The organism is Phenylobacterium sp. (genome assembly GCF_025351295.1).
Classification (GTDB): Bacteria; Pseudomonadota; Alphaproteobacteria; order Caulobacterales; family Caulobacteraceae; genus Phenylobacterium.
In genome coordinates this window covers 1-12,563 of the sequence record NZ_JANXWD010000162.1, presented here as the reverse complement: position 1 = coordinate 12,563, position 12,563 = coordinate 1, and the positions used below count along the sequence as shown (strand labels likewise).

Sequence of the window (12,563 nt, the reverse complement as noted above, 5' to 3'; positions counted from 1 at the left end):
CCCGGGCGGGACCGCCCGCGACATCTCGCCCGCCGCGCGGGCGAGGCCAATCGGCACGACGACGGGCGAGGCTTTCGCCCCGCCCGTCGCCGCGGAAGCTAGACTACTTCGGGGCCGGCGCGGCCGGAGCCGCGGCGGCGGCTGCTCCTGGCGCCTTGGCCGCTGGCGGCGGCGGCGGCTTGTAGGCCGCATTGTAGACGATGGCCTTCTCCGCCGCCTTGCGCATAACCTCGACCTTCTTCACCACCGAGCTCTGCGCCTGCTGCTGGCGCAGCACGTTCATCGCATAGGCCGCCGCCATGTCGCCGCGGAAGGGCACCGCGCGCGACCCGTTGATCTGATTGAACATCAGCGAGCCGTTCTGCGGGATCACGAAGACCTCGCCCGGCGGCAGGCCGTTGACCCCCGCCACGAGCCGCGGATCGGCCGACAGGGTGTCGAGCACGACGGCGTTCTGCTGGTAGACCACGTTCTCGGAGTCGAGCAGGGCCTTGACCTGGTCCAGGGTCTTCAGCGGCCGTATGCGATCGGGCGCGATCTTGTTCGGCGCCGCGATCACCTGATCCACGAACATCACCTTGCGGTTGGCGAACATGTCCGGATGGCCCGCCACGAAGGCCTCGGCCTCCGCCTTGGTCGGCTTGGTGACGGTCGCCGCCAGCTTGCGCTCATACAGTTGCGCCAGCAGCGTTTCCTCGCCACGCGCCACCTGGATCGTGAAGTCGGGCGACTTGTCGAGCTTCTGCTTGCGGGCCTCCTGCGCCAGCAGCCGGCGCAGGATGATCCGCTGCAGGGCCTGCTGCTGGGCGGCCTTCATGACCTCGGGATCGCGCGACCCGAAACCGCCAAGTTCGGCGCGCACCTCAAGGGCGGTGATTTCTTCGCCGTTGACGGTGGCGGCCACCTGGCCCTCCGGCTTGCCGCCGGTCAGGCTCTTTATCTTGTCGCAGCCCGACAGCATGACGGTCGCGCCCAGCCCCGCCGCGATAGCGAATGAACGAATTCTCAATTGCCCCTCCCAGACCGATACGACCGTTTGTCGACGGTAATCCTGAACAGTATCAGCCGAAATGCGTTGCGAAAGTGCTGCCTCCGCCCCGCGGCGAAGCTCACCGACGCGATCACGACTCTCGCACGAACGGAATTGTACTGGAAGCAGGCCGGAAGCCCAACTTCCGCTGGCCTGACGACCCGTGGTCGCTCACGGGCGGGGCGCGCCAGTTGGAACGGTGCGGTCGCTCGCGGCGATCAGATCGCGATAGATGGCGTCGATACGATCGATCTTCGCCCCCCAGAGCGCCGTGGCTCCGACGTGCCGGCGCGCCGCGAGGCCCATGACTTGCCGTAGATCGGGATCCACTGTGAGCTTGCGGATCGCATCTGCGACGTCCTGCGACAGCAGGTCCGGCGTCACGGCCCGCAGCCGGATCGCGCAGTCGTCGTTGGTCGCGCTGCCCGGACCGCCGCGATCCACGACGATCAGCGGCAGGCCGTATCCCATCGCCTCGAGCGCCACGTTTCCCCCCGGCTCGCGGTAGCTGGGGAATACGAAGACGTCGGCGTCCCGGTAGAACCGGGCCACCTCTTCCTTCGATTTCCAGCCGTGCAGCGTGACCCGCGCGGTAAGTCCCAATTCCGCGATCAGGGCGGCGCAGGCCGCGCGTTCGGGACCTTCGCCGACGATGTCGAGGTGCAGGTCGAGATCGGCAAGCTGTGGCATTGCGCGCAATATGTCCCGCGCCCCCTTCGTGCGGATCAGGCGGCCCACGTACAGGAGACGCACCGTCCCCTTGCGGCCGGTGCGATCGACCGGGTCGGGAATGCTGTCCAGGCCCGTTTCGCTCATCACTTCGAACCGGCGCAGATCGAGCCCCTCAAGCAGGTCGCGCACATATTCGGCGATCCCCAGGACGCAGTCGGCCTGTTCATAGGTTCGCCGCAACAGGGGATCCAGCCGCATCCTCGCCCGATCGAAGCGGCGCAGATTCATGTACCAGGGCGTCGACCCTTCATCCGCGGCCAGGCCCGGCGGGGAAGACAACCCCCCACCCACCGGGCCCATCACCAGCGGAATGCCAAACCCAAGGGCAGGCGACGGATAGCGCATGGCCACCGGCACGACCTGGTGGGCGACGTCGAAGTGTTCGCCGCGTGAGATCGCCTCGCGGATCCAGCGGCGCGCCTTGATGTAATAGGGAACATAGCCGGGCTTGAGCATGGCGTTCAGCCGCTCGGCTCGACCGACCAAGGGCGGCTCGATCCACTCGATCACCCTGAGCCCGGGCAGTTGATCGGCGGCCGGCCGCGCCCCGCGCCGATGGTAGGTCAGAAGCGTGACGTCGTGCCGCTCGCCCAGGTGTTTGGCCCACTGGTAGGCGACCCACGCCTCGCCGACGTCATCTCCGTTGCAGACCGGCGCCAACAGCAGCAACGACACCATCAGTCCAGCCTTCCGCATCCGTACGCAACGTCGTTGTCCGCCGACGTCGCCAGTGAGGGCCCCACCTTGCAGCGACCCGACCGGCGCACCAACGTAGGGGCAGAGAATCGCCGTCTACATTCTACGTACAGCCCCAGGCGCCTGCACCGTGGCAATCGTCCAGGCCCACAATCGGCCGGCCTATTCGACAATTCGGGCGCCGTTGTCCAAGGCGGGCTAGTTGGAAATGAGCGAAGGCGGCCGGGCGGTTGACCCTCAGACTTTGGAAGGCGAGCATCGTGAGTTCGAGCAGTCATGTCGCCGTGGTCATCATCGGCTTCCGCAATCCGGGGGACATCGAGACCTGCCTGGCGTCCCTCGCCCTGTCCACCCATGCCGACTTCACGGTCTACATCTGCGAGAACGGCGGGAACGAGGCCTATCGCCTGCTGACCGCCACAGCGCCGGATCGGTTGCCCGGCGGGCAGGCCGTCGTCACGCTGAACCCCGGTGACAACCTGGGATATGCCGGCGGGATCAACCACTGCATAGAGGCGGCCCGCGGCGCCTATCGCGCCGTCTGGATCTTGAATCCGGACACCGAGCCCCAGCCCGACGCCATGGCCGCGCTGCTTCGCCGTCTCGATCGCGGCGATGTCGAAGCCGTCGGGGGCGTCATGGTCTCGACCAACGGCCAGGTGCAGGGCTATGGGGGGCGCTGGCGGCCGTGGCTGGCCATCGGCGGATCCATCGGTCTGTTCGCACGCGTGGACGATCCCGTGGACCCCGCGCAGATCGAGGCGGAACAGGCCTATCTGATTGGCGCTTCGATGCTGGTGAGCCGCAGGTTCATCGAGCAGGTGGGTCCCATGCGCGCCGACTATTTTCTCTATGTCGAGGAGGTGGAGTGGTGCCTTCGCGCCCGGCGCAAGGGGTTTCGCCTGGGCTTCGCACCGGACGCCATCGTCAGGCACCACCAGGGCACGACCACCGGCTGGGCGGGACCGTTCCATCAGCGCCCGAAGCTGTCGATCTACCTCGACGCGCGCAACCGCGTGCGGCTGACGCGACAGATGAACCCCTGGTTTCTGCCCACCGCCGTGACCGGGATACTCCTGCATTCGGTCTGGCGCTACGCGCGTAGAGGGGCCTGGCGCCAGGTGGGCTACGTTTTCGAAGGGGTCGCGGCGGGCCTCAGGGACGAGTCCGGTCGTCCATCCTGGGCCGGCTAGGTCTCCGAGTGGGGATGTCATACGCCGGTCGACTGGTCTCCACGGACCAAACGCAAACCCCGCATCCAAACGACGAAAACCGCCGACCTTGCGGTCGGCGGCTCGTCAGTCCTAGATCGGTATCGGCTTAGACGGCCGAGAGGGCCGTGCGGCGGCGCGAACGGAGCATCGCGCCCGCCCCACCGAAGCCCACCATCATCAGAGCCCAGGTCGCCGGTTCGGGAACCGCGATCGCCGAGATGTTCAGCGTGCCGGAGTAGCTGGCGGCGTCCTTCAGAGCGGGGCCCGCGGAGACCACGGAGCCCTTCAGGACGATGGCGTGAGAACCGGCGGTCAGCAGGGCCGTGGTCAGGTCCCAGGTTTCGGCGCTGGGATCGAAGCCGGTCTGCGTGAAGGCGAAGCCGTCGAGCTTCACGGAGGTGAAGTCGATGTCCTTCTTGCCGCTCTTCAGCTGGATGGTGACCACCGACGAACTGGCGTCGTTCAGGCCCGTGGTCATGAAGTTGAACGTGTGGGTGAAGGCGCCCAGATCGGTGGTCGTCGCGCCGAAGGTGGCGGTGCCGAACAGATCCAGGTTTACCTGGTTGATGTTGGTGAAAATCGTCACCGCGCCGGCCGAGCTCGCGCTCGCCATAACGGCTACCGCCGCCACCGCGCCCAGAAATTTCGTCATCGTACGCATGAAAAGCCCCTTAACCTAACCAAAGCCAATAGCTCGACATTAGGAATTCGTCAATCATTCCCATCGCGAGGCCTGTGTTGCGAACCAGGCGACCCCGGTCCGCTCAACGGACCTCGCTAGTCCGCCTGAACCCACAAAGCCTTGGTCTTAATCTTCCGGCAACCGTATTCCCCACACGGGCGAGTAGGTTTCACCTAACGCATAGGGTGAGTTTGAAAAATGGGCGCCCCGCCGCCGGCGTCGGCCCAGCCTGCTCACGGGCTGTTCAGAATAGCCCGGTGCTAGGCCCCGGCGCGTCCCGCCAGCTCGCGCAGGTACTGGCCGTATTCGCTCTTCGCCTGGACCTCGGCCTGCTTCATCAGCTCCGCGCGGTCGATCCAGCCGTTCCCGAAGGCAATCTCCTCCAGGCAGCCGATGCGCAGGCCCTGGCGCTGCTCGTAGGTGCGGATCAGCTCCCCGGCCTGGATCAGGCTGTCGTGGGTGCCGGCGTCCTCCCAGGCGAAACCGCGGCCCAGCAGCTCCACGTGCAACTCGCCCTGCTTGAGGTAGAGATCGTTCAGCGCGGTGATCTCCAGTTCGCCACGCGCCGAGCGCTCCAGCGTCTTGGCCATCTCGCTGGCCCGGCCATCGTAGAAGTATAGGCCGGTCACCGCGAAATTGGACTTCGGCTTCGCCGGCTTCTCCTCGATGGACAGCGCCTTGTTGTCGGGCGACAGCTCGACGACGCCGTAGCGCTCCGGATCGTGCACCGGATAGCCGAACACCGTCGCGCCCTGCGTCCGCGCATCCGCCGCCTTCAGCATCTGCACGAAGTTCTGCCCGAAGAAGATGTTGTCGCCGAGGATCAGGACGCTGGGCTCGCCGGCGATGAAGTGCTCGCCCAGCAGATAGGCCTCGGCCAGGCCGCCCGGCGTCGGCTGGATCACATACTCGAACCGCACCCCGAACCGCGACCCGTCGCCCAGCAGCCGCTGGAAGCCCGCCTGGTCCTCGGCCGTCGTGATGATCAGGATCTCGCGCACGCCGGCCAGGAACAGCACCGACAGCGGATAGTAGATCATCGGCTTGTCGTAGACCGGCAGCAGCTGCTTGGAGACCGCGATGGTCAGCGGGTGCAGCCGGGTGCCGGCTCCACCGGCCAGGACGATGCCCCTTCTCACGCCTTCACCAGGCCCAGGCGCTCGGACTGGAAGCCCCGCTCACGGATGCGCTCCACCCAGCCGTAGTTGTCGACATACCACCGCACGGTGCCCTCCAGACCGTCGTCCAGCGCCATGCGCGGCCGCCAGCCCAGCTCGGTCTCCAGCTTCGAGGCGTCGATGGAATAGCGGAAGTCGTGGCCCGGCCGGTCGGTGACGAAGGCGATCTTGTCGGCGTGGGGGGTGTTGGCCGGCGCCATCCTGTCCAGGTGGGCGCAAATGGTCTTGATCACGTCCAGGTTCCGCTGCGTGGCGTCGCCGCCGACGCAGTAGGTCTCGCCCAGCCGGCCCTTGCTCAGCACCAGCAGCAGGGCGTCGGCATGGTCGTCAACGTGCAGCCAGTCGCGCACCTGCCGGCCGTCGCCGTAGACCGGGATGGTCTTGCCCTCCAGCGCCCGGGTGATCACCGTCGGGATCAGCTTCTCGGGAAACTGATAGGGGCCGTAGTTGTTCGAGCAGTTGGTCAGCACCATCGGCAGGCCAAAGGTGCGGTGCCAGGCGCGGACCAGGTGGTCGGCGGCGGCCTTCGAGGCCGAATAGGGCGAGTTGGGGTCGTAGGGCGTATCTTCCGTGAAGTCGCCGTCCTCGCCAAGGGCGCCGAACACCTCGTCGGTGGAGACATGGTGGAAGCGGAACGCGGCCTTCTTCGCCGCCTCCAGCTTCGTCCAGTACGCGCGCGACACCTCCAGCAGCACCGCGGTGCCCAGGATGTTGGAGCGCACGAAGTCCAGCGGGCCTTCGATGGCGCGGTCGTTATGGCTCTCGGCGGCCAAGTGCATCACCGCGTCGGGCTGATGCCGGGCGAACACCGCCTCGACCGAGGGTCGGTCGCAGATGTCCGCCTGCTCGAAGGCGTATCCGGGCTGGCCGGCGACGCTCGCGACATTCTCCAGGTTGGCCGAATAGGTGAGCACGTCCAGGTTCACCACCTGGTGGCCATCGGCGATGGCCCGGCGCACGACGGCGGACCCGATGAAGCCGGCTCCGCCCGTGATCAGGATCTTCAAACCTACCCCCAGAGCTGAAACGAGGGCTTCCCTTACTATGAAAGCCCACCTGTTCAAGGCGATACATTCTCAGGCGCCAGGGCCTAACGTCCGGTGACCAGGGCGAGGTCGATCTTCGCCGCCGTGGTGTCCGCAGGCGGCCCGTGGCGCCTCTCGATGTCCTTCTGAAGCGCGCGTGCGGCGAAGGCGTGGCCGGTGAACAGGGTGTCCAGCGCCCAGCCCACGAAGGGGACGCCGTCGAGGGCGCTGTCCACGCCCAGATAGGCCGCCATCCGCACCAGCGTGCCGCGCGACGCGCCGGCCCGGAACGCCTCGTTCAACAGCACGCCGGCCGCGCCCAGCGAATAGACCAGCCCGGCCACCGGGACCCAGGCCAGGACGCCGTCGAGCCCCAGGCCCCACGGCCCGATGCCGATCACCCGGTCGGAGAGCTGCTTGATGCGTTCGGCCCGTCGCCAAGCCGTGTGCGCGCGCTCGCGGTGGTCACTCATGCGGTGTCAAAGCGGTGCGCCCTGGCCGCGGTTCCCGTGGACGGTTCCGTCTCAGATCATGTCGCCGGCCGCCGCGTCCAGCAGCAGGAAGATGCGGCCCGCCTCGGCGCCCAGCAGGCTCTCCAGCATGAAGCCCTCCGGATCGCGGCCGATGGCGTCGTCGATCAGGGTCTTGTAGCGGCGCACATAGACCTCGGTCTGGCGCTTGACCTCGTCGTCGGTGAACAGCCGGCGCGCGATCCGGCGGGTGGCGGCCGGGGCCAGCTTGCGGACCACCTCGCGAGCACCGTCCAGGTCGCCGGTCTGCACGGCCGCGGCGATCGCCTCGATCCGCGCCATGGGCAGCAGTTTCTCGGCGTCGACGCCCATGCGGACCAGTTCGGCGCCCAGCACCTCCTCCAGCCGCTCGCCCTCCCCGTCCGAGCCGTCGAGGGAGGCCAGCAGGTCCTTCCAGGTCCAGGGCTCGCCGCCCTCTTCGCCATCCTCGGCGTCGGTCGCCCCCGGCGGCGACCCCCCGCTGGCGGCCTCGAACACCGCCGTGAACTCCTTGTCCGTGGCGGTGGGCGTCAGGCGGATGCGGTTGCGCAGGCCGATCCGGTCGGCCAGGGCGGCGGCCGCGGCCTGCTCGGGGTCCTGCGCCGGCGCGACCGGGGTCGTCAGTTCCAGCGGCTCGTCGAGCTCGGCGGGCGGCGCGGCCCTGGCGCGGCGGGCCGGCGCCAGCGGGATGGCGGCCAGCGGGACGGCCGCCAGGGCTGGGGCCGGTGGGGCGGCGGTGTGCGCGGAGGCGACCACGCCCATCAGTTTCACGGCCTCCGACAGCATTTCGAAGTTGCGGCGCACGCGGTCCTGGAAGGCCACGTCGATGGCTTCGGCCTCCTGCGCGGTGCGCCGCGCCTGGGCCATCAGCTCGTCCATGCCCTCGGTCACCGCGGCGCGCACCTGGTCGGCCTGACCGCGGGCGGCGGCGGGCAACCTGGCGGCGCGCTGCTCCAGCTCGACCATCATCGCCGTGAGCTCTTCCAGGGTGGTGCGGGCGGAAGCGGCTCCCGCCTCCAGCCGGCGCGCGGCGGCCTCGCCGGCGTCGTCGACCAGCCTGGAGGACTGGTCGACCAGGGCGCGAGCCTCCTCGAGCCGGGCCTCGAACACCTGGTTGGCCTTCTGGCCGGCGCTGAAGGCGGCTTCGGAGAGCTGGTCGACCTGCTCGCGGGCGCTGGCGGCATGGCGGGCAGCGGCGGCGCGGGTCTCCTCGGCAGCTGTGGCCAGGGCGTCGATGGCGGCGCGGGTCTGGGCCTCCAGCTGCGCCCGCTGCGCGCCGGCGGCGGACGAGACGGCGTCCAGGGACTGCAGGGTCGACTGGCCGAACTCCTCGCGCTCGGCCTTGGCGGTCTCGGCCAGGTCGCGGAAATGCAGGGCCGCGTCGGCCATCAGCTGGCGCAGGGCCGCGCCGCCGGAGGTCGCCTGTTCGGTCATCGCGGCGGACGACAGCCGCGCGCCGGCGATGAACTCGCCCAGCTTGGCGGCATGGGCGTCGGCGCCCGCCGCGAACGCCGCGTGATCGGCCTTCAGCGCCTGGCCCAGGCCGACCAGCGCCATGCGTTGCGCGCTGAGGCCGCCCTCCACGGCGCGCACCTGCTCGGCGACGCCGGTCCCGGCGGTCTCCAGGCGGGCGATGTGGCGGGTGAGGTCCTCGCCGGCGGTGCGCGCGGCGTCGCTGGCCTCGCCGGCCGCGGCGGCCAGGTCGGCGGCACGGGCGGCGAGCGTGGTCTCGGCCTCGCGGATCTGGGTCTCGGCCACCTGGGCAGCCTCGGTGACCATGCGCGCCTGCTGGGTCACCGCGTCGGCGACCCGGGTGGCCTGGGCGTCGAGGGTCTGGGCCAGGCCGCTCATCTCGGAGCGCTCGCGGCCCAGGGTGGTGGCCAGTTCCTGGGCGGTGCGCACCGACTGGGCCGTCGCTCCGGTCAGCTTGTCGGTCTCGAAGGCCAGGGCGTCGCGGAGCGCGGTCAGGGTCTCGCGGGCCTCGTCGGCGGCGCCCGCGGCGCGGCTGATCTCGTCACGCACCGCATGGGCCACGTCGCCGGCCCGGGCGGCGGCGAACAGGGCGGGCGAGAGCATGTCCTCGGCCATCGCCTTGGACCGTCGCGCCTCGAAGGCCAGCGTCTGGCCCTGGCGGATCATGTAGGCCGCGCCCAGCACGAAGGCCGCCGGGCCGATGGCCAGCAGGGCGAAGACCGCGATGGCGAACGGGTCGCTCTGCAGGGGCGCGACGTTGCCGCGATAGCCGATGGCGAAGGCGATGGGCCCCAGCGCCCACAGCGCCGCCACGCCGACCGCGATCACCCAGGTCGGCCAGCCGGCGGGGGCGGTCGCGTCCAGGTCGAGCAGCGGATGGGCCGCGGCGTGCGGCGCATGGCGGATCATGTGCTGGCGCACGCCGTGGATCGACATGGGGCCGTCATGGGCCGGGTCCAGCGGGCGGAACCCGACGGCCTCGGCCTCGGAGCCAAAGGGCTGGGGGCCAAGGGACGCGGCCCCCTCGCCCGACACCGCCTGCGGTCCATCCTGCGGCTCCGCATCGGGGCTCCCGAATTGCATCGGTTGCGGCCGCTTGGAGAACTTCATGACAGGCCGTTCCTTCGCATTCGTGAGGGCCGCCTCGGGCGCTTGCGACCGGTCCGGTCGCCCCCGACCGCGCCGCAAGGTCCCGGCCGCCACGATTACCCTTGGCGCGGGCGGACGCAAACAGGCGCGGGGCGATTCGGGACCAGGTCGGGCGGAATGTCGCGCCGCGCGAGCGCGCGGCCCAGGGCCCGATCAGGCCTTGATGACGTGGGCGCGCGGCGTGTCGGGGCCGGCCATCGCCTTGACCATGCGCTCGGCCTTGCGCGGCGAGCGGGCGACCACGCGATGCTCGGCGGGCGGGGGCGTGCGCAATTGCTCGGCGTCCAGGGTCACGCCGAAGTGCGACAAGGCGGCGGCCGACGAATGCACGACCACCGCCGCCACCATTTCCGTCAATGTCGCCATGGGGTCCCCCCGGGGACAATTCCGCCGGTCGCCGGTATAGGGCAGGGCCAGGCGCACCGCGAGATTGCGCAACGTGAAATCTTTGTCATGCGGCGACGGATGGCCCGGACCGTCATGGCGGCCGTTCGCCGGACCCGGTCGCCGCGGCGGACCCGCCGCGCTTCAGGCCAGCAGGAAGTCGGAGCCGCCCATGCCCATGAAGCTGAACCCGCCCGGCATCGTCATCGGATCCAGCAAGGCCTGGGGCTCGGGGGCGACGACGCGGATCGGCGCCAGAGCGTCCAGTTGGCTGCCGCTCAGCTGATGGGCCGCGATCCAGGTCTCGACGGCCGCGGCGCCGTGGTCGTCGACGGCCGTGGTTATGACCGTGCCGGTCTGGGTGACGTGGGTGGACTTGTCGAAGCCGATCTGGGCGCCCTGGTTGCCGATCGCGTTGACGATGTCCGCACCCTGGATCAGCAGCCAGGTTTTGTTGTCGCCGGCAAAGGAGACCAACTGGTTGCCGCGCAGGGTAAGGTCCGTCGCGCCCTGGATGCGGATCCCGTTGTAGCCGGTGCCGACGATCAGGTTGTCGGCGATCGTCACCCGTTGATAGGGCAAGGTCCCGATCTGGTCGCGCAGGAAAATGCCCTGGGTGTAGGCGCCGTCGCCCCGAAAGATCACGTTTCCGGAGATCATGATGTCATGGGAGGGGGTCTTGGTGCCGGAGGTCCAGAACTGGATCGCATCGGGGTGATCGATGGCGTTGGGCGAAAAGTTGCGGAAGGTATTGCCGGTCAGGACGACATTGCTCACCTCGGCGAAGTCGAAGCCGTCCGAGCGCAGGTCGTGGGCATTGTTGTCCGTGACCACCACATTGTAGGTCTGGCCGATCGCCAGCCCACGTTCCAGTTGCTGGAACTCGCAGCCGACGACGCTGATATTGCTGCTGTCGCGGACCTGCAGGCCTTCGGCATCGTTGGTGCTGTCGCCGTCCAGCGAGCCGTGGACCTTCACGTCGTAGAAGTGGATGTCGTCGGAACGGCCGACCTTGAAGGCCCAGAACTTGTCACCGCCGTCGCTGTCGCCGGTGTGGTCCAGGGTCGCGAACTCAACATGGCTGAAGGTCATCCCGGCGACGTTGACCAGGTTGAAGTCGGTGATCACCGCGGGATGGGCGGGATCGGCCGAGGTGATCGTGATCCCTTGGCCATAGGACATGTGGTTGAGGTTCAGGCCGGAATAGACGCCGGGGGCCAGGAGCAGGACATCGCCGCCTTGCGCGACCTTCAGCGCCGCCAGCAGGCCGGCCGTACTATCGATCGGCTGGTTCGACAAAGTCCGGCCCCCCGTCAGGATGAGCCGGGCCGGGCCTGAACCCAAGACGCGGCTCGTGGCGGCCAGCACATGACCGCCACGACCGTGTTTAGACCATGCCGCGGCGCCCGTCACCAGGAGGCAAAGGGCCACGCCCAGCGAGACAAGACGGCGCCACATTGGTCATCTTTAGAACAGCCAGCCGGTCTTCGATACCGAGCCGAGGTCGGTGGCGTGCAGGCCCAGCAGGGCGATGCTGTCGCCGTTGCTGAAGGAGATCAGGGCGTGGTGGTCGACTTCCGTGATGGTCGGGGCGAGCCCGGCCTTGATGTAGGCCGAGATGTCCAGCATCTCCTTGCCGGCGCCGCTGCCGAAGTCGGTGATGGTGTCCTTGCCACCGCCCGGCGCGAACCGGAACACGTCGTCGCCGCCGCCGCCGGTCAGCAGGTCGTTGCCGAGGCCGCCGGTGATGGTGTCGTTGCCGAGGCCGCCGTTGATGGTGTCGTTGCCGGCCCCGCCGTCCAGCGCATTGGCCCCGGCGTTGCCGGTAATGCGGTTGTTGAGCTCGTTGCCCCAGCCGCGCCAGCCCTTGTCGTCGTCGGTCTCGATGACCAGGTTCTCGACATTGGCCTCGAGCCAGTGCTCCCCGCGGGCGATGACGGTGTCGATGCCCTCACCGGCCTTCTCGACGATGACCGTCGAACCGTTCTGGACGATGTAGACGTCGTCGCCGGTTCCGCCCACCAGGGTGTCATTGCCGCCGCCGCCGCTCAGGGTGTCGTTGCCGCCGTAACCCTTGATCATGTTGTCCCCGGCGTCGCCGACCAGCGATTCATTGCCGGCATGGAGCACTTCGGGGGTCGGCACGAAGATCGCCTTGGCGGCATTGGCGATCGACTGCAGCACCGCCTTCTGGTCGGCCCCGAGCGCATGGGTGTTCAGCCAGTTCTGCTCGGACGCCGCGCCGTGGTCGGTGATTGCCGTGGTGGCGGCGGTGCCAACCTCGGTGACGTGGGTGGAGTTGTCGTAGCCGATCTGGGCGCCCTTGTTGCCGGTCGACACCACCTTGTCGGAGTCCTGGATCAGCATGTAGGTCTTGTTGTCGCCGTCGAAGGAGACCAGCTCGTTCTTGCTGATGGTGATGCCGTTGGCGCCCTGGACGCGGATGCCGCTGTAGCCGGTGCCGACGATCAGGTTGTCGGAGATCGTCACC

At 68.8% G+C, this 12,563-nt stretch carries 10 protein-coding genes and 1 pseudogene; 1 reads left to right on the top strand and 10 read right to left on the bottom strand.

Annotated features, from left to right (window positions below; all coding sequences use genetic code 11):
- Positions 1 to 103: 103 nt before the first annotated feature.
- Both Q0R13_RS21715 and Q0R13_RS21710 read right to left on the bottom strand, forming a co-directional pair.
- Positions 104 to 1,009 (bottom strand): SurA N-terminal domain-containing protein, encoded by a 906-nt coding sequence (locus tag Q0R13_RS21715; RefSeq protein ID WP_293907914.1) that lies wholly within the window; start codon positions 1,007 to 1,009, stop codon positions 104 to 106.
- 192 nt (positions 1,010 to 1,201) lie between these two features.
- Complete coding sequence (locus tag Q0R13_RS21710) at positions 1,202 to 2,440, bottom strand: glycosyltransferase family 4 protein (RefSeq protein WP_293907912.1); 1,239 nt, start codon at positions 2,438 to 2,440, stop codon at positions 1,202 to 1,204.
- Between the two features lie 278 nt (positions 2,441 to 2,718).
- Here Q0R13_RS21710 and Q0R13_RS21705 point away from each other — a divergent pair, with 278 nt between their 5' ends.
- On the top strand, positions 2,719 to 3,651 hold the full coding sequence (locus Q0R13_RS21705; RefSeq protein WP_293907910.1) for a glycosyltransferase family 2 protein: 933 nt from the start codon (positions 2,719 to 2,721) through the stop codon (positions 3,649 to 3,651).
- A gap of 127 nt (positions 3,652 to 3,778) precedes the next feature.
- Here the strand turns inward: Q0R13_RS21705 and Q0R13_RS21700 are convergent, their stop codons facing one another.
- From Q0R13_RS21700 to Q0R13_RS21665, 8 genes and pseudogenes are all read right to left on the bottom strand, one after another.
- A complete protein-coding gene (locus tag Q0R13_RS21700) occupies positions 3,779 to 4,333 on the bottom strand; it encodes an FxDxF family PEP-CTERM protein (RefSeq protein WP_293907908.1) in 555 nt (184 codons plus the stop codon).
- Between the two features lie 281 nt (positions 4,334 to 4,614).
- Complete coding sequence (gene rfbA, locus Q0R13_RS21695) at positions 4,615 to 5,493, bottom strand: glucose-1-phosphate thymidylyltransferase RfbA (protein WP_293907905.1); 879 nt, start codon at positions 5,491 to 5,493, stop codon at positions 4,615 to 4,617.
- Positions 5,490 to 6,539 (bottom strand): dTDP-glucose 4,6-dehydratase, encoded by a 1,050-nt coding sequence (rfbB, locus tag Q0R13_RS21690; RefSeq protein WP_293907903.1) that lies wholly within the window; start codon positions 6,537 to 6,539, stop codon positions 5,490 to 5,492. Before rfbB ends, rfbA begins: the two co-directional genes overlap by 4 nt.
- Before the next feature lie 83 nt (positions 6,540 to 6,622).
- Complete coding sequence (locus Q0R13_RS21685) at positions 6,623 to 7,030, bottom strand: DUF4112 domain-containing protein (RefSeq protein ID WP_293907901.1); 408 nt, start codon at positions 7,028 to 7,030, stop codon at positions 6,623 to 6,625.
- 51 nt (positions 7,031 to 7,081) lie between these two features.
- A complete protein-coding gene (locus tag Q0R13_RS21680) occupies positions 7,082 to 9,649 on the bottom strand; it encodes a polar localization protein TipN (protein ID WP_293907899.1) in 2,568 nt (855 codons plus the stop codon).
- Positions 9,650 to 9,841: 192 nt separating this feature from the next.
- Entirely contained in the window at positions 9,842 to 10,054 is a 213-nt protein-coding gene (locus Q0R13_RS21675; protein ID WP_293907897.1) for a hypothetical protein, read from the bottom strand.
- A gap of 162 nt (positions 10,055 to 10,216) precedes the next feature.
- A complete protein-coding gene (locus Q0R13_RS21670; protein WP_293907895.1) occupies positions 10,217 to 11,371 on the bottom strand; it encodes a right-handed parallel beta-helix repeat-containing protein in 1,155 nt (384 codons plus the stop codon).
- A gap of 168 nt (positions 11,372 to 11,539) precedes the next feature.
- Positions 11,540 to 12,563, bottom strand: a pseudogene (locus Q0R13_RS21665) (hypothetical protein); the annotation flags it as partial.